The sequence below is a fragment of the Aestuariivirga litoralis genome, from assembly GCF_003234965.1.
GTDB lineage: Bacteria > Pseudomonadota > Alphaproteobacteria > Rhizobiales > Aestuariivirgaceae > Aestuariivirga > Aestuariivirga litoralis.
The window spans coordinates 134,862-154,183 of the sequence record NZ_QKVK01000008.1 but is presented as its reverse complement, the minus strand read 5'-3'; the positions used below and the strand labels follow the sequence as shown (position 1 = coordinate 154,183).

At 56.4% G+C, this 19,322-nt stretch carries 17 protein-coding genes and 1 riboswitch; of the genes, 11 read left to right on the top strand and 6 right to left on the bottom strand.

What is annotated here, in order from left to right; all coding sequences use genetic code 11:
* Positions 1-53 precede the first annotated feature (53 nt).
* Entirely contained in the window at positions 54-1,409 is a 1,356-nt protein-coding gene (locus DK847_RS16595; RefSeq protein WP_161957331.1) for a vWA domain-containing protein, read from the bottom strand.
* Positions 1,406-2,053, bottom strand: coding sequence for a hypothetical protein (locus DK847_RS20680; RefSeq protein WP_161957330.1), 648 nt, complete (start codon positions 2,051-2,053; stop codon positions 1,406-1,408). Before DK847_RS20680 ends, DK847_RS16595 begins: the two co-directional genes overlap by 4 nt.
* 288 nt (positions 2,054-2,341) lie before the next feature.
* Here DK847_RS20680 and DK847_RS16585 point away from each other — a divergent pair, with 288 nt between their 5' ends.
* Genes DK847_RS16585 through DK847_RS16570 form a run of 4 tightly spaced genes read left to right on the top strand, consistent with a single transcriptional unit; the run spans position 2,342 to position 9,616 of the window.
* Positions 2,342-3,841 (top strand): ATP-binding protein, encoded by a 1,500-nt coding sequence (locus DK847_RS16585; RefSeq protein WP_111199645.1) that lies wholly within the window; start codon positions 2,342-2,344, stop codon positions 3,839-3,841.
* Positions 3,842-3,854: 13 nt separating this feature from the next.
* Positions 3,855-6,575 carry a Z1 domain-containing protein gene (locus DK847_RS16580; RefSeq protein ID WP_245414649.1) on the top strand — a complete coding sequence of 907 codons (2,721 nt, stop codon included), beginning with the start codon at positions 3,855-3,857 and terminating at the stop codon, positions 6,573-6,575.
* On the top strand, positions 6,568-7,524 hold the full coding sequence (locus DK847_RS16575; protein WP_245414655.1) for a PD-(D/E)XK motif protein: 957 nt from the start codon (positions 6,568-6,570) through the stop codon (positions 7,522-7,524). Before DK847_RS16580 ends, DK847_RS16575 begins: the two co-directional genes overlap by 8 nt.
* Entirely contained in the window at positions 7,517-9,616 is a 2,100-nt protein-coding gene (locus DK847_RS16570; RefSeq protein WP_111199642.1) for an AIPR family protein, read from the top strand. Before DK847_RS16575 ends, DK847_RS16570 begins: the two co-directional genes overlap by 8 nt.
* Positions 9,617-9,685: 69 nt before the next feature.
* On the opposite strand, the gene DK847_RS16565 is transcribed toward DK847_RS16570, so the two are convergent.
* Positions 9,686-11,218: a DNA cytosine methyltransferase gene (locus DK847_RS16565; RefSeq protein WP_111199641.1), complete on the bottom strand. Its 1,533-nt coding sequence runs from the start codon at positions 11,216-11,218 to the stop codon at positions 9,686-9,688.
* Positions 11,219-11,221: 3 nt separating this feature from the next.
* Between DK847_RS16565 and DK847_RS16560 the strand changes: the two genes are divergently transcribed.
* Positions 11,222-11,740 (top strand): very short patch repair endonuclease, encoded by a 519-nt coding sequence (locus tag DK847_RS16560; protein ID WP_111199640.1) that lies wholly within the window; start codon positions 11,222-11,224, stop codon positions 11,738-11,740.
* Positions 11,741-11,745: 5 nt separating this feature from the next.
* On the opposite strand, the gene DK847_RS16555 is transcribed toward DK847_RS16560, so the two are convergent.
* From DK847_RS16555 to DK847_RS20435, 3 genes are all read right to left on the bottom strand, one after another.
* Entirely contained in the window at positions 11,746-12,738 is a 993-nt protein-coding gene (locus DK847_RS16555; RefSeq protein ID WP_111199639.1) for a DNA-processing protein DprA, read from the bottom strand.
* Entirely contained in the window at positions 12,731-13,984 is a 1,254-nt protein-coding gene (locus DK847_RS16550; RefSeq protein ID WP_161957328.1) for an HAD hydrolase-like protein, read from the bottom strand. The genes DK847_RS16555 and DK847_RS16550 overlap by 8 nt, the downstream gene beginning before the upstream one ends.
* 96 nt (positions 13,985-14,080) lie before the next feature.
* Positions 14,081-14,509 carry a hypothetical protein gene (locus DK847_RS20435; RefSeq protein WP_146256160.1) on the bottom strand — a complete coding sequence of 143 codons (429 nt, stop codon included), beginning with the start codon at positions 14,507-14,509 and terminating at the stop codon, positions 14,081-14,083.
* 418 nt (positions 14,510-14,927) lie between these two features.
* Positions 14,928-15,030, top strand: a riboswitch (SAM-I-IV-variant riboswitch).
* Between the two features lie 29 nt (positions 15,031-15,059).
* On the opposite strand from DK847_RS20435, the gene DK847_RS16545 reads away from it, so the two are divergent.
* The 6 genes from DK847_RS16545 (at position 15,060) to DK847_RS16520 (ending at position 19,279) form a co-directional block, all read left to right on the top strand.
* The gene (locus tag DK847_RS16545) at positions 15,060-15,488 is read left to right on the top strand and encodes a DUF3293 domain-containing protein (protein ID WP_111199637.1); all 429 of its coding nucleotides are present in this window, start codon (positions 15,060-15,062) and stop codon (positions 15,486-15,488) included.
* Positions 15,489-15,581: 93 nt separating this feature from the next.
* Positions 15,582-16,730, top strand: a complete 1,149-nt coding sequence (metK, locus tag DK847_RS16540) for a methionine adenosyltransferase (protein ID WP_111199636.1) — start codon at positions 15,582-15,584, stop codon at positions 16,728-16,730.
* Positions 16,727-17,083 carry a hypothetical protein gene (locus DK847_RS20430; RefSeq protein ID WP_146256159.1) on the top strand — a complete coding sequence of 119 codons (357 nt, stop codon included), beginning with the start codon at positions 16,727-16,729 and terminating at the stop codon, positions 17,081-17,083. The genes metK and DK847_RS20430 overlap by 4 nt, the downstream gene beginning before the upstream one ends.
* A complete protein-coding gene (locus DK847_RS16530) occupies positions 17,067-17,249 on the top strand; it encodes a hypothetical protein (RefSeq protein WP_111199634.1) in 183 nt (60 codons plus the stop codon). Before DK847_RS20430 ends, DK847_RS16530 begins: the two co-directional genes overlap by 17 nt.
* Before the next feature lie 20 nt (positions 17,250-17,269).
* Positions 17,270-17,608, top strand: coding sequence for a hypothetical protein (locus DK847_RS16525; RefSeq protein ID WP_146256158.1), 339 nt, complete (start codon positions 17,270-17,272; stop codon positions 17,606-17,608).
* 15 nt (positions 17,609-17,623) lie between these two features.
* Positions 17,624-19,279 carry a DEAD/DEAH box helicase gene (locus DK847_RS16520; RefSeq protein WP_111199632.1) on the top strand — a complete coding sequence of 552 codons (1,656 nt, stop codon included), beginning with the start codon at positions 17,624-17,626 and terminating at the stop codon, positions 19,277-19,279.
* Positions 19,280-19,322: the final 43 nt, after the last annotated feature.

The following is a 19,322-nucleotide window of genomic DNA, read 5'->3' as shown; positions in this document are numbered from 1 at the left end:
ATGAATGCAGTTTACCAGAGAACGTCCTGGGTTCCACTGTAGGTCAAGCTGTCTCAGGGGGTGGACGGGCGAACAGGACCGTCGTCGTCCGCGTCGAACCGGCGTCCTTCCTCCCGCTTCCTCCTCAGGAATGACGGCTTCGCCGACTCCTCGGCGAAGCCATAGGAGGTCGTGGACTCATCGAGAGATGCCATTCTGGATCTCATGCGGGTGGACTTGTAGAGCGCCTCCTTCGAGAAGCCCTCCCTGTTCCGCGACTGCGCGAGCTCGCGAAGGCTCCGAACCGATTCGGCCACCCACTCATTGCCGGCAGCTCTTTCAAGCATCTCGGCCGTAAGCGTTTCCACTCGCTGCCAGTCACCGTGCCGCGCCGCCTCGCGAGCGAGGTCGGCAAGGTGTGCCACTTCGAGTTCCCCTGTGCGATCACGAACCAGCGCCTCGGCAGGAAGCGCTGCATAGGCCGCAGGCGAAAGTGGGCCGAGATGGAGAGCAACCGGATCGGTGGCGTGGCGGTGATCATCACGGTCCACGTACCTCAGGCGTGCTGTGAGAAGCCTCGCGGGTGCAGAACCGAGCGAAACTCCCGCCTCGACCTTCAGCCTGAGAACGGCCCAGAGCTCTCCACCGGCTGCCAGATCCGGAAGAATGAGTGCCCCCGTCTCGGGATCCGGCGTGAAGAGATTGAGCACATCTACCTTGACCCCGCGTTCCGGCAACACTTCGAGACGCAGCCTGCGCGCTACCAGCGCCTGCAGGAGGTCAAATTCCTGCTGGAAGGGATCGATGAGATCCTCCGCGCTGCGGCCGTAGTGGGACTGACCCTGCCCGGCCCTCGCCATCTGGGTCATCAGGTCTTCATTGAAGCTCTCTCCAAGACCGTAGGTCGAGGTGCTGACATCGGCAGCAGCAAGTTCGGCACAATGGCTGGCAATGACAGCCGTGTTCGTCTCGCCCTGGTTTGCCTGTCCATCGGACAGGAGGAGCACCCTCGACAGGCCGTTCGGCACGAGCTGCATGGCGCGCGCAACTGCAGTCGCGCCGGCATGCCATCCGCCATGGAGATTGGTGGTCCCTCCGTCGAGGATGGCAGAAACCGCTCGCTTGAAACGCTCACGGTCATCCACGGGCGATGACGGAAGCATCACCTCCACCTGATCATCATACGCCACGATCGCCAGCCGGTCCCGGGCGGTCAGACGGTCGATCACCATTGCGGCGCAGCGCTTTGCCTCATGCAGCGGACGCCCGGCCATTGAGCCGGACCGGTCGATTACCAATGCGAGATTGAGATTGGCCCGTCTTCCATCCTCCACCATGGCTTCCGGAGTGATCCGCAGTAGAACCTCGGTGGTAAAAGCCTCGCCCGCGGGCATACCATCGCGAAGCGGCTTCAGCGTGAGATTGATCATTTGCGGAATTCCTTTCTGCGGGAGAGCTTGATGAGGCTGGCGGTGACTGCACGTCCTATTTCGTCGGCTTCCTCCGGTGTTATTCGAGAGATCCTGTCTGATTGAACCAGTGCCTGGAACCATGGCGTGATGGCCATGAGAATTACCGCCTCCGTCGCAGGCCCATCTTCCGGAAGCCCAAGCCGCTGGAGGGCGGTCTTCATTTCATTCTGAAGCGGCGTCAACGCGACTGCCCTCCGCATGAACGTTGCGGCGGGGGGGGGAGCATCCATTGATGCAAAACTCATCCGTCTAATCCGCCCAAGTGCGGCAAGCGCCCGGTTTTCGGTCTTCGGAAGGAATGCTTCGAGTTCCTCCATGGAAAACTGATCGAGATGTTCGGAGATCTTTCCGAGGTTCCATCCGTCCCGCAGGAGAACACGGGTAGCGACAAAGCGGAGCAGGTTCTCATAGCCAAAGGACAGCTCCTTGCCCGACCGCGCAGCCTGTCCCAGCAGGCCGCGCTGCAGATAGTCACGCACCAGGCGAACCGAAGGTGGGTCCGCATCCTCGGCACCGCTGGCACCGAGCAGCGCGGCGACCTTGCGCGCCAGCTCATCAATGTTGCCGGTCCAAGACCGGAGATCTTCGGTGTCATTTTTCATTGCCGTTACATATTGGCGTTTACATTTTATGATGTCAATGAAAATCTGCCGATCACCTCGGTTTACCGCGAAAACTAGAAAGCGACTTGACGTAAACCGCAATCGCCTGATCTAAATGTCGAATGAGCATCTGTTGGGAGCTTTATGTGTTGTTCGCGAACCAATCGGGAGAGCTCCCAAGGCTCATTTCACCATCCCAGGGCAACGACTAACGCCGACGCTGAGATGCACGCCTAATACCGAGACGTCAATCAGCCTTGCTAGTCAAAGGATTGATAAACTTAGTTCATGAACGATGCCCTAGATCGCGAGCTATCCATCAGAACGGTCGATGCCACTCCGTACGCGGCGTCATTGGTCGAAGGCCATCGAGATTTCGGCTACAGCTTGGATACCGCCCTCGCCGACATCATTGACAACGCCATTACCGCTGGCAGCAAGAGCATCAAACTGATGGCGGACACGGTTGCGGAAGAACCTTGGATCGCTTTGGCGGACGATGGCTGCGGAATGGAAGAATCCGAGTTGGTGGAGGCCATGCGACTGGGATCGAAGAACCCTCTCGATAAGCGAAACAGACACGATCTGGGACGATTTGGACTAGGACTAAAAAGCGCAAGCTTTTCGCAATGCAGAAAGCTGACTGTGCTGACTAAACGCAATGAGAAGATCTCCTGCGCGCGCTGGGATCTGGATCGAATAGCACATTGCAACGATTGGAGCCTTGAACTCATCGACAACCCTCAAACACTGCCTTCATACGATCTCTTAGGCTCCCAAGGCACTGTAGTTGTCTGGGAAGTACTTGATAGAATGAACGGCGGATACGCGAACGATCGCGTAAAACGGGCCGAATACATGAACGGAGAGCTTACCCGAGCCGAGCGCCATCTACGACTTGTGTTTCATCGCTTCCTCGAGGGAACGAAGCCTCGCGTGAGGTTGTCGCTGAACGGTAGGGAGCTGAAGCCCATAGATCCAATGGCATCAACTCATCCCGCCACCCAGAAGGATCCAGATGACTTCCTAAAATTGAAGCACGGAGACGTCAGGGTTAGATGTTACACCCTACCTCATCATAATCGGATGACCTCTGACCAGTGGGATGAAGTCGGCGGACCCGAAGGACACCTCAAGACCCAAGGCCTCTATGTGTATCGTGAGGATCGACTCATCATTGCAGGTGGTTGGCTTGGACTAACACGGCAGACGGAACTGACCAAACTCTGCCGGATTGCCGTCGACATTCCGAACACCATGGATTCGGAATGGAAGATTGACGTCAAAAAGGCATCAGCCCAACTGCCACCCTTGGTGAGGGAGCGCCTCAAGACCGTAATAGAGCGATTTGTTGGCACCTCGAAACGTACCTATCGAGCCAAGGGCCAACGGCTTGTTGATGAAACAAGATTCCCACTGTGGTCCCGCCTTCAGATTGACGGCAAAATTGTCTTCCGTCCAAACATGGAGCATCCACTGTTAACGGCGTACACTGAGCAGCTGTCAGATGCACTCCGCGAGGGTTTCGAGCGTTGTATTCGCCTTGTCGGCGCAGGTCTTCCAATCGAAGCATTGCACGCTGAAATCGCCGGCAACGCAGAGGAAATAGCTGCGGACAAGGTCAATGAACGAGACTTGCGAGAATTCATTCATACTCTTGCATTGACCCTTACAGACAACGGCGTGCCGAAAAGCGAGCTACCCGACGTGCTGAAGTCCAACCCCTTCCTGAAGGCTAGGTGGGAATCAGCAGAACCAATCCTCAATGACCTTCTGAAGGCCGATTGACATGAGTGGATCAATGGACACGGTGCGGAACATGGTCGAGATGGGCCTGTTCAACCAATCCCGCAAGACAGAAACTGAACTACGCACGATGATAAGAGGCGTTGCTGCAGCGGTCGCGCCGGACTTGACAGACCCGGACATCGAACAAATTGCCCGAGAGATTGAATTCAAGCAAGGCATAAAGGCTGGCTTGGGAGCTATCGTTGATGGCGAAGACTTCGAACCATGGCTGGACGACGCAAAGTCGTCCATCACACCTTATTACTGGGACCGCTATAGGAAGTTACTTCTGAAGAATGGGCTTCCGAAAGACGTCGTCATCTCAACGGACAAGGTAACCGACAAGATCCTGAGCCGCCTTGGCAATCCCAACAAGCACTCGAGTTGGGACAGAAGAGGCATGGTGGTTGGTCACGTTCAGAGCGGCAAGACCGCAAACTATACGGGTCTTATCTGCCGGGCGGCGGATGCCGGTTATCGACTAATCATAGTCATCGCGGGAATACACAACAATCTCCGCAATCAGACACAAGCCCGGATTGATGAAGGATTCATTGGACGAGATACGGGAAAGTCACTTGAGACGAGGAACGGAGGTGCGAAGCACATAATTGGTGTGGGTCACTTTGATCCAAGCAATACTCCCGTCAGCCTCACCAATACTCTCCGCGACTTCAACAAAACCACCGCATCCACTAACACCAGCGAAATTGACTCTTACAAAGTCCCCGTAATTCTGGTCATCAAGAAGAATCATCGAACGCTTGCAAACCTTCTCGATTGGTTGAAGGATAACAGTGCCCGCGGCGACCAGGAAATGATAGATCAGCCAATGCTGCTGATCGACGATGAGGCCGACAACGCCTCGATCAATACAAAATATGGGCAAAAGCTTGTAACAAAGATAAATGGGCAAATCAGAGATTTGCTGAACATGTTTCATCGTAGTTGCTATGTTGGCTACACCGCAACTCCGTTTGCAAATATCTTCATCGACCCCGATCAAGACGATGAGATGTACAACGAAGATCTCTTCCCAAGGGACTTCATCATCGGACTGGATGCTCCGAGCAACTACTTCGGAGCAAAGAAGATTTTCGTAGATGGCCTGCCAGATGACGGCGACCCGACGTGGTTGAGATACATCGACGATAACGAAGACATTCTCCCAATCAAGCACAGAATTGACCATCAACTCGACGCCTTGCCCGCCTCCCTATTGGAGGCCTTGCGAGCTTTCCTGCTCGCCAGAACCATAAGAAATCAACGCGGCCAGAAGTCATCGCACTGTTCAATGCTGGTCAACGCGAGCCGATTCACCGGCGTTCAAGGTCGCTTGCGCAATCGGCTACATGAAGCGTTGGAAAGAATTCAGAATGCCGTCAGAATCAATGCGAGCCGAGGCACTGCCGCCCTCAGCGATCCGGAGATATCCGCACTTCATCAGGTTTGGCGGAAGGAGTATGTTGAAGCCGAGCCGGACTGGCCGGCAATTCAGTCAGATCTTCTTGATGCAATAGCATCAGCAAAGATCGTAGAGGTCAACAATCGTCTGAATGAGCTCGATTATTCTAGATCCGGGGAGCGCGGCCAGACAGTCGTGGCGGTTGGCGGGTTCTCCCTGTCGCGCGGTCTGACGCTCGAGGGACTCACCATTACCTGGTTCCTTCGAAACTCTTTGATGTACGACACTCTGATGCAGATGGGACGTTGGTTCGGCTATCGTAGCGGATATGAGGACTTGTGTCGCATATGGATGCCGGCCGAAGCCATAGACTGGTATGCATTCATCGCCAACGCGACTGATGAACTGCACGAAGAATTGCGCGTCATGGAGAGAGCGAAGGCGACACCGCGGATGTTCGGACTGGCCGTTCGAAGTCACCCTGCATCGCTACTAGTGACCGCCCGGAACAAGATGGGTTCAGGGCAGAAGATCACAACGTTGGTCGGTCTCTCCAACAAATTCGTCGAGACATCTAGGGTCAGCATCCGTTCCAAGGATCTGGCTGCCAACGCTGAAGCGGCCAAGTTGCTTGTGTCAAAATTGCTCGATAAATTCCAGCCCGCTCCGCCCTGGGGATATCTAGCAAGAGATGTCTCGATCGAACTGATTGATGAGTTCCTTGCTGGATGGCGGAACGCGGAGCAAAGCGTGACCACCGATACCGGACCTGTTCGCAGTTATATGCGATCGAGGAAGGATGACGAGCTGAAATTCTGGGACGTCCTCGTTCCTAGCCTCGTGAAAGGTGACGAAGACACCGCACTCGGGATCCCCATCATACCGGCAAGACGATACGTCGATCTTGACGACCTGCATCATGACTTCATGTCGTTCAGTGGAAAGAGGATGAGGGTGGCCTCGAGAGGGATCGAGAAGGCCGGAGTAGATACTCAGAAAGCTGCCGACGCAGAGCGGGCCTACCGGGAGGAAATAGGCAAGTCCGACGATGACCAGGTAAACTATCCGGATTCAATATACCGGCGTGTGAGGGATCGTGGTCTACTCATCTTGCACTACGTGAGAGCCAAAGCTCCCAAAGGCGAGGAAGGTTCAAAGAACGTGGCATTGCTTCCCGAGGCGCCAGCAGTGGCATGGGGCATCAGCCTTCCCGTATCTTCACGCCCCTCCGAACGCGTGGAGTATGTTGTGAACACCGTTCGCTACAGGGAACTATTCGGAGACGAAGAGGAGGATGAAGGTCAGGAGGCCGCCCTTGAGAGTGAATGATCCTTGGGACAAGTTGAATGTATTTGATGCACGGCGGGTCGATTTAGACGGACGCTTTGATTTTTTCTGGGTCGTCCTCGAGGGGGAAATGCCAGGTTTGATGTTGCGGCTGCCTACCGTGCCGCAACCTACCCCACGCCTGCCCAAGCTCAAGAACCTCATCATATCATTCCGCCCTGTATCAGGCGGATCTGCATTCGTTCTGGGTCTCAAGGAACGGAGCCAACTCGATATATTTGTGACACTGTGCCACGACGTTGTCGAAGCCGGGGAGGACAGTCAGAACCTCGATGAAGCCCTTTCGAGAGTACTGCAGCGCACCCGACGCTGGCATCACCTCCTGCGCGGAGGAGGGCCAAAGAGCCTCACCGCCGAGGAGCAACGAGGTCTCGTGGGAGAGCTGACCTTCCTTCGCGAGTTGGCTTCAGCCTTTGGCCCCGCAACTGCAATTGAATCGTGGACCGGCCCAACCGGGTCCGCAAAGGACTTCGAACTCATTGGAACCTGCATAGAGGTAAAGGCACATCGATCCGCCGCCAAACCCTTCATTGCAATCTCCTCCGAAGATCAGTTGGCCGATGTCGATGGATGTCGGGTGTTCCTCCGTGTTGTCAATGTTGCTTCGGCCATCCTGCCCGATGGTCAGAGTCTGCATGATCATGTGCGCGTTACTGCTACACACTTCGAGGAAGACGCCGGGGTGTTCGAGGCATGGGAAGAGGCCATCTACTCGGCCGGATATGTTCCTGAGGACGACTACGACAGCAGACGATGGCTCGTGGGGTCCTCGACGAGCTACGAAGTAGTCGATGGATTTCCGCGCATTTCATTGCCGCTCGCTACGGGCGTAGGAAGTGTTCGATATTCGATAGCCCTGGATGCATGCGAGCCATTCAAGTTTCGGGGCGAATTGATGGACGTAATCAGAAAGGGACTTCGGGATGAGTGACCTTGAGGAATTCCATCATCAACTGATTGCCCATGTTCAGGGCGATGCAGACGGGGGTCTCGTCACCGATGAGGCGTTCTTCGACAGGGCCGGAGAATTGCTCACGGAAGCTGGTGAATTGGACGAAGCAAGTCGAGCATATTACGAGGGTAGCGTATCAGGAAATCCCGTTCGTGTAGATGGATACGGTGGGGATCCCCGTGACGGTGATGGTGTTCTGAGTCTCATTCTCTGTGACTTCCAGATAACGGAGAAAGTCCGGCTCATACACAAGGACAAGCTTCAGGTACTTCTGAACACCGTTCACCGGTTCCTGAAAGCAAGCCTGAAGCGGGATTTCAGAGAGCAACTTGAGGAAACCAGTGCTGGCTTCGGTCTTGCTGATCTGATCTCCACCACATGGAAGGACGTTCAGAAGATAAAGCTTGTCATCATCTCGAATGCTGACGCAAGGACGCAGGCAGACGCCGCGAAGGTAGCGGACATCGAAGGCAAATCTGTAACGCTGAGTGTCTGGGATCTGAAGCGGCTCAAGCAATACATGGAACAGGGACAGGCACGGGCCAATCTCCTGATCGATTTCGAGAAAGACTTCGGAGGCGGAATACCGCTGCTTGCGGCATCAGGCGGAGCGAAGTCAGAAGGAGATTCCGCTTTGGAGAGCTATCTGGCCGTTGTTCCAGGTGCGCAGTTAGCCACAATCTACGACAAGTGGGGGCCTCGTCTGCTTGAGGCCAATGTCAGAAGCTTTCTCCAGGCTCGCGGCAAGGTAAACAAGGGGATCCGTGATACCATTCGCGATGAGCCTCACATGTTCTTCTCCTACAACAACGGACTGAGTGCGACGGCAGACGCAATAGAGGTTAGGCAGGAAGACAAAGGTTTATTGCTGATTTGCGCAGACAACTTGCAGATTGTGAACGGCGGTCAGACAACGGCGTCTCTGCACGCGGCCCGGAAGACGTTTGCAGAGCAGTTGAAGAGCGTTTACGTACAAATGAAGCTGACCATCGTACCGCGGACAGATTCAGAAGTCGTTGTTCCACGGATTTCGGAGTACGCAAATAGCCAGAACAAGGTCAGCGCTGCGGACTTCTTTGCCAACCACCCCTTCCACTTGCGGGCCGAGGAGTTGTCAAGAAAAGTACTGGCCCGCGGAGAGGGTGGTTATCGGGATACCAAGTGGTTCTATGAGCGAGCGAGAGGTCAGTACGCCGACGAAAGAGGGCGACGCTCGGTCACAGAACGAAAGAAATTCGACGCGGAATATCCGCGTTCACAGTTCCTGACGAAAACCGATCTCGCCAAGTTCGAAAACACATGGGCATGTCAGCCGCATGTTGTAAGCCTTGGTGCGCAGAAGAATTTTGGAGAGTTCGCCAAGCATATCGGCAAGCGATGGGGAGACGATGGTGCCACATTTGATGAGCTGTGGTTCAAGCGCACGATAGCGAAAGCCATTATCTTCAGGTCGACAGAGACGCTTGTCTCCGGGGCCGACTGGTATGAAGGCGGCTATAGGGCCAACATCGTCACTTACGCAATCGCCAAGCTCGTGCATGATGCGAAGGAGCGCGACATGGTTGTTGATCTTGATGTGGTCTGGCGCCAGCAAAGTGTTTCCAAGGAGCTTGGAAATGTTGTGCTGTTCACGGCAAGAGCAGCACAAGAGATAATTACGCATCCGCCTACAGGCGTCCGTAACTTCAGTGAGTGGGCCAAGAAGCAGGCTTGCTGGAAGTGGCTTGCGGATTACAAGCTGGACTACCCAGATGAACTAGAACGGGTGGTTATCTCACAGGAACTGGCGGACGAGCGCGTGAGGGAAGTTCGATCCGATCGAGCTGTGAATAACGCGGTCGACGCCCAACTGGAAGTGCACCGGCTAGGAGCAGCCTTCTGGAATGAGGCGCGGAAGTGGGCCAAGACCAAGGGTACTCTGACGCCACGTGAGTTAGGAATTCTAGATGTCTGTGCCGAAAATTCACCAAGGCGAATGCCGAGCGATAAGCAATGCATCATCGCTCTGGCGGCGCTGGACAAGTTGCGGGCTGTTGGTTTTGCACTAGGTACATCCGAAGATGCGGTCTGACGTCAAGCACCAGGACAACACCTCAGAGACCTTCGGGGCGGAGCCGTTCTTGTGGTCACTTGGCGCCGGTCATATGCCAATGGCCTGAACTACAAGTGCGGCCAGTTGTCGGGCTAGCAATGGAGGCACCGCGTTTCCGACCTGGACATACTGTTGTGTTCGATTGCCTAGAAAGAGATAGTCATCTGGAAATGTCTGCAGCCGCGCAGCCTCTCGAACGGTGAGGCTGCGTACCTGCATTGGATCAGGATGGATAAAGTAGTGTCCATCTTTCGAAATGTGACTGGTAACTGTAGTCGAGGGTTCGGTTGCAAGTTGAACCCTGAAGCGATCTGCAAAGATTCCGCTGTGCCAGTTCCGGTGATCAGGGGCCAACTGGACAGGAAACTCGGAAGCCTTCGGACTGTAAGCACTCAGCTGGGCAAACACCGAAGCGAAGAGATATCGATCGAGATCCGATCGCATATGCCCCCGGCTTTCGTGTTGAGCGATAGCCTTAAGTTCTGATTTTTCAAGCCATTGCAGCAGGAGCGACTTGGACTTTCCATATCGGTGGGGAAGCTCGGTAGCACTTCGCGGTAGTGGCGAACCCCTCATATACTCGCCTGCAAGACGTGCGAATGCTTCTTGGAGATGTCGGCTCTTTCCTGCAGCGTCGAGTGCAGAGAGCCGTTTTGCAGCTTCGGCAACTGCACCCTGCCACGCCATGGGGTCATCTTTCGAACTTAACCCACTCCGGAGCCGGGGGAGGTTTCCAATTGCGTCTGTCACGGTAACCTGGTCACGAGGTACGGTGATACTAGCGGTATCAGCCCCGCGAGCGACATCCTTCCTCAAACCAACGATGATCACTCTGTGCCGACGCTGCGGCACGCCAAACTCCTCAGCTCTCACCACAAAATCGGAGGGTTGCTCTGGCGCCCTGAGCATGGCCTGACCGTCCTCGACACGTATTGCGCGCAACTCATATAGATGCCCACGCCGCGAGCCCACCGAGGACAGATCCTCCATGAGCATTTCGAAGACAAGACGGCTCTCGACTGTAGACGAGAGCATTCCCTTCACATTTTCCATGACAAACGCTGCGGGCCGGAGCCTGTCGAGAACTCGGATGTATTCACGGAACAGAAAATGCCGTTCATCGTCCTTTGGAACGTAATCGACCTTTCCCCTCGAGCGCGCGCGGCCAACCAGCGAGTACGCCTGGCATGGTGGCCCTCCGATCAAGACGGTATCCCCTTGCACTTTCCTCGCCCGCCTGATTGAGGAATTCATGATTTCAGTCGCGGGATCCCTGCCAAGCTCGAGGCAGAGAGCCTCTTGAACCGCAACTTTCCATGCGGAGCCATCTACGGTTGACCAGTCCGGCTCCGCAATCTCGCCCGCGTGAAACTCCAGATAGGGCTTGGGTAGCTTTCCGTGCCGAGCTCGGTATTCACGAATAAAGGAGCGAAGGGTAAGAGTCCGATGCGCAGACAGTTCCTTTTCGACCGAGATCCCAATCCTGAAGGGTCTCCGACCCTTGACCTCAAGTGATGCAAATCCCTCCCCCAGACCCCCGGGGCCTGCAAAGAGATCGACGATGTTGAACACTTCTGACAAGTCATGCTCCCGGCTGGATCCCTGCCGCAGTGTATACTAGCTTGGAGAGACTTTTCCAGGAGGCAAGTCACGGATACGGTGGATAGACAGACCCGGTCGCGTATGATGGCCGGCATAAGGGGAAAGGATACCAGACCCGAGCTGGCACTTAGGAGGGCGCTTCACCGGCTCGGTTTCCGCTTCCGGCTTCATGCAAAGGGCCTAGCTGGTCGGCCCGATATCCTGCTTCCCAGATACGGAGCCGCAGTTTTTGTCCATGGATGCTTCTGGCACCGTCACCGGGGGTGCCGATTTGCAACAGTGCCGGCATCACGACCCGACTTCTGGAAAGGTAAATTCGAGGGCAACACTGAGCGCGACATCAGAAACCGAGCGGCGCTTCTTGATCTTGGCTGGCGCATCGCTGTTGTCTGGGAATGCACGCTTAAAGAGCCCGCTAAAATCGCAGAGACTGCAGCAATCCTGGCAGACTGGCTGAGGACAGACGTCAATCAGATCGAAATTGGGACGAATTCACGGTAAAGAGCTTAAAGAAGCTGCCCTTGAACGGGAGGCATCCGCGGCGGTTCTTTGACATCAGTGGATTCGACCAGGAGCGTGTAGTCATTGCGGCTTCGCAAGATGATAAGCCGACGCAGATCCCGCTCATCGCATCTAAGGAGAGCGACCTTCTCAGTTGGAGAGCCATCAGCCAACAGGAGATTGCCCTGTATCTTGATCTCACTGCGCTGAATGTCCTGCTCCGTCGGATAGGGAACAGCGAGCCAGCGACCATAACTGATTGCGGCACGAGAAGCATGCAAGCTGCCACCGGTCAAATCAGACTGAACCATGACAACGCCTTGAGCCAGACCCGCTTGAATACGATCTCGCTTCACGAAATTGGCCGGCAAAGGTTCTTGTCCAAAGGGATACTCGGCAATAAGCGCTCCACCACAATCCAATATACGCTGAGCGAGCGCCCTATGCCGGCTTGGGGCTACCGTCTGCAGACCATGAGCCATTACCGCCACAGTGTGTCCACCCACGTCGATAGCTGCTTCGTGCGCGGCGGCATCGCAACCAATGGCCAGACCGCTGACCACACTCCATCCCTCACCCGCAAAAAACGCCGCGAGGCGCTGCGCGATAAGCATTCCATGATCCGTTGGTTCACGCGTTCCGATGATGGCTACCGATTTCTCAGGCACATTTGCCAAGCACCCTTTGACAAATAGAATCTGCGGATCGTCCCGGGTTGACATGAGCAACTGAGGATAGCCGAGATCTGCTGACGATATGATACGAGCACCCGCGGCGACAGCTAGATTGACTTGCTTGTCCGCTTCGCGCTCTGCCTGAACCCAAGCGCCCTCACCAATGCCCGCTGCAGCGCTGCGAGGCAGATGGCAAGCCAAATCCTTCCTCGACAATACTTCAAATTCGCTTACTGCAGCAACCTTACGCAGAGCAGCGGGACCGACGCCTCTGAGCATCGACAGCGCAAGAAGAACTCTGGTCTTCGCAGAAATCTCAATCATAGAGTACGTTGCCAATGTTCATGGAAATTGCGAGCCGAGTAACCTCGCCCGATCCAGCCGCCTCCAGGAATTTGCCGGCATAAATCAGACTAGCACCAGTCGTGCATACGTCATCTATCACAAGAACCATCTTTCTTGGCATTACCGCATCAGGCTTCTTCACATATAAATGATCACGGACGTTCCCGAATCTCTCAGCGGCATTCAGGTGAAACTTATGATTCGACAGTACCCCATCACGATAGGCAAGAAGCTCCGGTTCAAAGGTAATGCGATCTGAACCCGTGAATGTATTTTCCCTCACGCATGCCTCGATCTGTCTCAGGAAATTCTCTAACCGAGGTGTCCGCCCTGGTCTATGCGGAACTACCGATACAACAAGGTTTCCGGAGAATGCCAATTCAGGATATTTCTTCCTGATGAACCCATGAATACTGTTGACCCACTCCTCGGGAAATACGGTCGAGTCTTTGTTTTCCTGGACACTCTTCGACAAGAGATGCCACTTTTCGCGCTCCGATATTGACCGATAGCCAGCGAACGATCGTCCACAGACGAAAACGGGATATGGTGTCTTGTCTATGGCAACGGCCTTTGGAATGAACTTTCCGACGCGGTCGTATCGTCTCGGCCTGATAGATTCCTTTATGCCTGCGAGTAATCTTTCGAGGTCGGGCTGATACTTTGGCAATGCCTGCAGTACGCCCAGCAGGTCCTCTGGGTCGTCAATTATGGCATCTGGTATATGCGCGAGAGAGTTCCAGTTATCATATGTTCGATCGATAGCCCAAGAGCTGGTATTTAGGACAACGGCAACGCCAGCATTATACGCCGCACGGACATCGGTATCTTGGTCACCAACCATCAGGACGTGGTCCAGACGCTCCAACCCAAAGGCGTCCATCGCCTGGTGAATTCCCATGCCAAAAGGCTTCGTCCTCTTTACGTCCTCGAATGCCACCATCACGTCCCATTCGAAGCCCGGATAGGCACAGGCGAGAACGGTTTCAGCATAGGAACGCGGCGCTCTTGTAAAGACACCTATTTTCAGGCTTGGAAAGTCACTCCGGATAACCCTGAGGAGATCTACGCTGTAGATCAATCTCTTGCTATTCATGGAGTAAGCAGTCCTGACCCTGATCCTATACTCCTCCGTATCAGAGTTTCTCCCAAGCTCGCGAACCTCTTTGAGATCCGCAGTCCGCAGCAGCGTATCATCCAGGTCGAAAAGGAGGAGCTCGAACACCGCGACATCCCTATTAGGTAGCATTTTAAACAAAATGCCTAGGGTCCAGCCTGATGTCTAGACCGCCTGCAGAACTCTTATGGTCGCTTTCGAACTCTAAAGTTCGCCGATGGCCATTCCCGAAGTGGAATCAGGGAACTGTCCAACCATGTAGGTGCGATATGAGCGTGATCCCGACCCTATACAAACCACGCGGACCTTCTTCCCCCGATATGGCCTCAGGTGTCCATGCTGGCTGGCGGGCACCTGATAAATGAATGATTCCCCGACTTGAGAGACAACGTAACGAACACCATGGCCATTGACCTTGTTGTAACCACTTCCTTCGAGACACTGCTTCAGTTCAGCAACAAGCTGACGTTTTCGCCTTGTCCAAGTCGCCTCCTCAAGAACAGCTTTCAGTAGCCTACCTATCTCACCGGTGAAGTCCTCTGTTGATATTCCGGAGGGGCGGAAAGTCCCTTCTGAAGAATAGTCTTCATCCTTCAGGGCGCTGATGGCGCCCAGGGCATCATTCTCGTTCATCCACTTGATTGTCGCTGACCAGGCTCTCTCACGCTCCCACCTGGTGTGGGTCGACGAGGGGACAGGAGGTGGGGAGGTGACGTGTGGGCGCTTTGAAAGATCTGCGGCGATCTGCTTCCACACATTCAGTTTCGGGATTCTGTTCATGTGCACGCCCTATTCGAAAGCATTCCGACTTCTGGTGGCGCAGTACGTGGCAGAAGTCCCACATTCCACACCAAGCCATTTTCCCACTTGGCTATCTCCGCAGGGACAGCCAGATTGCATTTCCTTGGCGCCCGAATCCATCTGAAAACTCTTCACTGATCGTCTGGAATTGTCGTCTGCAGCATTTCGGCTTCGGGGAAGCATGACCGGAGACGCCTGCTGTCAAATCGGCGGTTTTGATTGACACGATAGCGCTTGTTCGTTATAAAGAACACAGCATCTAGATTGGGTCGACGCCCAGACCAACCTGCCTTCCCGGGCAAGGTGGTATCCGAAAGGAGATGTGGCTTGAAAGAGCAACTATGCGGGGTGCGTCGACCCTCCATGTGACGAGGGAACGCAGATGACGCAGACGGAAATCCCACCGGACAAGATCAGTGCATACTTGGCCACCGACTATCGTGCGGGAGGCGGACCTGATGCATTGGTCATGCGGATCGGCCAGCATTCGCCCGAACTGTTGTCACTCTACCAAAACACCGGGTCGAATTGCGCCCTTTTCATCACGGCCTTCAATCCCCTTGGGCAGAAGCGGGATGATGCCGCCAACGAGGCCGCTCACGCGCGGCTCGAGGAAGGGCTCCGGGCGGTCACGTACCATCTCATCGAAGGTGAGGGCGCCGATGCTGCCGGGAAATGGCCCGCGGAAAGGAGCTATCTCGCATTGGGGATCGATGCCGATGTGGCCCGGGAACTGGGACGCCTTTTCGAGCAGGACGCTGTGGTCTGGATTGGAAAGGATGCCGTCCCGCAATTGCTGCTGCTTCGCTGAAAACCTGGTCTGGCCAACCTGACTGGCCGGGGGGATTTGATCCGGATTGCCGCCCCCGACATTTCGTCAAGTGCGGCTAAAAGGAGAAGATACATGTCCATCCGCAATGGTCTGTTCACGTCGGAGTCCGTGTCCGAGGGGCATCCCGACAAGTTGGCTGACAGGATTTCCGACCGAATCCTCGACGCCTTCCTGAAGCTTGATCCCGACGCACGGGTTGCCTGCGAGACCCTGCTCGCCGACCAGTGCGTTGTCGTTGCCGGAGAGTTCAGGACCCGGCGCATCGACGACTTCCGGTCTGTCCGCGAGGATGCCGTTCGACTGGTGCGCGAGGTCCTGCAGGAGGCGGGGTATAGCGATGCTGCCACCGGGATCGATCCAGACCGCTGCGAGGTGCAGGTCCGCTTCAATAGACAGTCCCAGGACATCAACCAGGGGGTCGACCGTGAGGACGGAGTCCTTGGCGCCGGCGACCAGGGGCTCATGTTCGGTTACGCCTGCGATGAAACACCGGAACTGATGCCCGCGCCGATCATATATGCCCACCACCTGGTGAGGCGGCAGGCAGAGATCCGGCGAAACGGCGGCCTGCCGTGGCTCAGGCCGGACGCGAAGTCACAGGTCACCTTTCGTTATGAAGACGGGCACCCCTTGGAGATCGAAGCGGTCGTGCTGTCGACCCAGCACGACGCTGAAACCGGGCTCGATGAAGTCCGTTCCGCCGTACAGTCGCACATCATCGATGCTGTCATACCCACGGACCTTCGTTCCAGGGGCTTTCGCACCCTGATCAACCCAACCGGCCGGTTCGTCACCGGCGGCCCGAAGGGTGACACCGGGGTCACGGGGCGCAAGATCATCGTCGACACATACGGCGGCTCGGTACCCCACGGCGGCGGTGCGTTTTCCGGCAAGGACCCGTCGAAAGTCGACCGATCAGCCTCCTACATGGCTCGATTCCTCGCGAAACAGGCGGTCGCTCGAGGATGGGCCACGCGCGCCCTCGTTCAGCTTTCCTACGCCATCGGCGTCGCGGAGCCGGTCAGCTTTGCCGTCGAGACATTCGGGACGGAGAAGAGCACTTCCCGCGACATCGCCGCCCAGCTGTCGCAGGAGTTCGATCTTCGCCCTCAGGCGATCATCGAGATCCTGGATCTCAAGCGACCCATCTATTATCCCACCGCGGCCTACGGCCACTTCGGCCGCACGGACCTCCCCCTTCCCTGGGAGGCAGTCCATTGAACGCGGAATTCGGGCACATAGTCGAGCGCGTCGGCCCCCTTCATTCGCTCTACGTTGGATCAGGTCCAACAGGAACGCTGTCGCCTGCAGAGCGACAGCGCATACTCGATCTTTGCGGCGAAGCGTTTCCATCCTTCACCTGCATCGAGGCCATGGGATACTTCCGCGGACGACCCGAAGAAACGCTGGTGATCCATATGGCAACCTCGGACCTGGACAGGCTCGTGGCTCTGGCGAGGGACATAGCCGTCGACCATCAGCAGCTTGGCGTAGGTCTGGCAACACCAGAGCCCGGCGAAGGCACTATCTATAAGAGGATCATCCCGAGGAGGCAGCATGGCCTGGAAGCTTGAACAAGGCTTGCGGCTCACCATCAAGGTCACTCCCGGAGTCCGCAGCCAGCATGAAAGTGGCGAGGAAGGCTGGGATGCCTGCGACGAGATGCTTCCTGGCATTCAAACGGCGACGAACGGCCAATCGAAGGATTTCGCTCTGGGCCCAGACGATCTTGTTCACTGATATCTGAAACCTTCCGCAGCATGTTCGGCCATCCCACCGCGCCGCCATCGATGGAGATATTCACCATGCATCCTGGTCTGACGTTGTCTCCCTTGCTGACACCGAAGCCTAACGCTGCCGGAAGATCGAAGACCGTGCTTGCCGAGCAGCGCCTCGTCGTGATGGAGGCTTGCGACGACTTGCTGAGATCACTGGGGGCGGCTTTGCCCGAGGATTGTGACTACGAACCTCCATCCGGAACCAACGGTGACATGGCACGGAAGGCCTGGGTGGAGCGGATTTCCCTTGTTGAGGCACTGCGCGATGAAATCACCATGGAAGCCATGAAGATCACCATCGACTGGAACCCCAATTCCTGAGAACAGGAGAACGGAATGGACGGCATACAAATCCCTCACCTGCCGGAACTCTCTAAAATCCCTCCCGGGATGCTCTATCCGCATCAGTCGGACGGCGTCGCCTTCCTGCTGTCGAAGAAGCGCGTGGTGCTCGCGGACGACATGGGTCTCGGAAAGACCCGGCAGGCCATAGTAGCCATGAACGTCGGCGCGCCCGAAGGGGCGATCCTCGTCGTCTGCCCCGCATCGCTCAAGCTCAACTGGCGACGCGAGATCCGGATGGTGGATCCGGATGCCGTGGTGGAGGTCATTGGCGCGAAGGACGGAGCACCCGAAGCCACGCCACGCTGGGTTGTCGTCAATTACGATCTGCTGACGAAGTACGCCGCCCGGTTGCACGATATTCCATGGGCCGGGGTGATCCTAGACGAGGCGCATTTCATCAAGAACGCCAGCCAGCGCACCGGCCACTGCCTGAAGCTCCTGGGCGTCCAGAAGGAGGCCCGGGCGCCGGTGATCGGACCCCAGTATGTGTTCCTGCTTACGGGAACGCCCATGACCAACCGCCCGCGGGACCTGTTCAACCTGCTCCGCTGCGTCGGCCACCCGGCGGCGCGGTCCTTCCTGTCCTTTGCCAAGCGCTATTGCGATGCCTATCAGAATGACTTCGGCTGGGTGACGACCGGAGCCTCGAACCTCGAGGAGTTGAACCTACTGCTCAAGGAGGTGTCGATCCGCCGGAAGAAGGAGGAGGTCCTGGACCTGCCGCCGAAGGTCCGTAGCTGGGTCCCAGTCGATGTCGCGTCCAGCCCCTCGGCGGTCGAGAGTTCGCTCGCGTTCATGCGCTGGTACGCCGCCACCGATCCGGCGAACCCCAACGACAAGCAGTTCCTCGCCAAACTGATGAAGGTCCGGACCGCACTCCACAAGGCCAAGCACAAGGCGGTTGAGGAGCGCATCGAGGACGTTCTCGCCACTGGTCAGAAGGTCGTGGTGTTCACATCCTTCACCGAGGGGCTGAAGCGCCACGCGAAGACGTTGGGAGAGGCTTGTGTGACCATTTCCGGGTCGGACACGGCGGAGCAGCGGCAGGCGACCGTCGAGCGCTTCCAGGACGATCCGGACGTGAAGGTCGCAGTCTGCAATTTGATTGCCGGCGGCGTCGGCATCACGCTCACAGCCGGAACCCACGTGATCTTTCAGGACCTCGACTGGGTGCCGGCGAACCACGCCCAGGCAGAGGACCGCTGCTATCGACTTGGGCAGAAGAACCGGGTGACGGTCGAATACTTCTACGCTGCAGGCTCGCTGGACGAATACATTTCGGAACTCCTCTCGCTGAAAATGGCTCTGATCGGATCGGTCGAGGCCGAAGTCGCCCCCGAAGCCTCCTTCCTTGCCGAACTGGAGGCTCGGCTTCGCGCCATCGCCCCTGCCCTCATGCAGGAGGCGAAATTGGCCAAGAGCGATCCGAAGGACCGGCTGGCGGAACTCACCACCCTGATCCCGAAGACCCATCGAGAACAGGAGGAGGCGGACAATCCCGGGATGTGGGAATTCAAGTCCTCCAGGGACCCGTCGAAGTCATACCGGGTTACCTACGGCCGCGCCGGACACCTAGAGTGTACGTGCGAGGGTTTCCTCTACCGGGGGAATTGCAAGCACGTACAGGACGTGCGAGCCAAGACCTGATCAGTGGACCCAGATAAGAAGCGAGGCAAGCCGTGATATGGCC

What these genes read in the sequence shown, in the direction of transcription:
- DK847_RS20680 (WP_161957330.1), bottom strand. Translation starts at nt 2,053, where the DNA reads ATGAAAAATGACACCGAAGATCTCCGGTCTTGGACCGGCAACATTGAT.
- DK847_RS16595 (WP_161957331.1), bottom strand. Translation starts at nt 1,409, where the DNA reads ATGATCAATCTCACGCTGAAGCCGCTTCGCGATGGTATGCCCGCGGGC.
- DK847_RS16520 (WP_111199632.1), top strand. Translation starts at nt 17,624, where the DNA reads ATGGACGGCATACAAATCCCTCACCTGCCGGAACTCTCTAAAATCCCT.
- metK (WP_111199636.1), top strand. Translation starts at nt 15,582, where the DNA reads ATGTCCATCCGCAATGGTCTGTTCACGTCGGAGTCCGTGTCCGAGGGG.
- DK847_RS16530 (WP_111199634.1), top strand. Translation starts at nt 17,067, where the DNA reads ATGGCCTGGAAGCTTGAACAAGGCTTGCGGCTCACCATCAAGGTCACT.
- DK847_RS16525 (WP_146256158.1), top strand. Translation starts at nt 17,270, where the DNA reads ATGTTCGGCCATCCCACCGCGCCGCCATCGATGGAGATATTCACCATG.
- DK847_RS20435 (WP_146256160.1), bottom strand. Translation starts at nt 14,509, where the DNA reads ATGAACGAGAATGATGCCCTGGGCGCCATCAGCGCCCTGAAGGATGAA.
- DK847_RS16580 (WP_245414649.1), top strand. Translation starts at nt 3,855, where the DNA reads ATGGACACGGTGCGGAACATGGTCGAGATGGGCCTGTTCAACCAATCC.
- DK847_RS16545 (WP_111199637.1), top strand. Translation starts at nt 15,060, where the DNA reads ATGACGCAGACGGAAATCCCACCGGACAAGATCAGTGCATACTTGGCC.
- DK847_RS16560 (WP_111199640.1), top strand. Translation starts at nt 11,222, where the DNA reads ATGCTCCCGGCTGGATCCCTGCCGCAGTGTATACTAGCTTGGAGAGAC.
- DK847_RS16585 (WP_111199645.1), top strand. Translation starts at nt 2,342, where the DNA reads ATGAACGATGCCCTAGATCGCGAGCTATCCATCAGAACGGTCGATGCC.
- DK847_RS16555 (WP_111199639.1), bottom strand. Translation starts at nt 12,738, where the DNA reads ATGATTGAGATTTCTGCGAAGACCAGAGTTCTTCTTGCGCTGTCGATG.
- DK847_RS16570 (WP_111199642.1), top strand. Translation starts at nt 7,517, where the DNA reads ATGAGTGACCTTGAGGAATTCCATCATCAACTGATTGCCCATGTTCAG.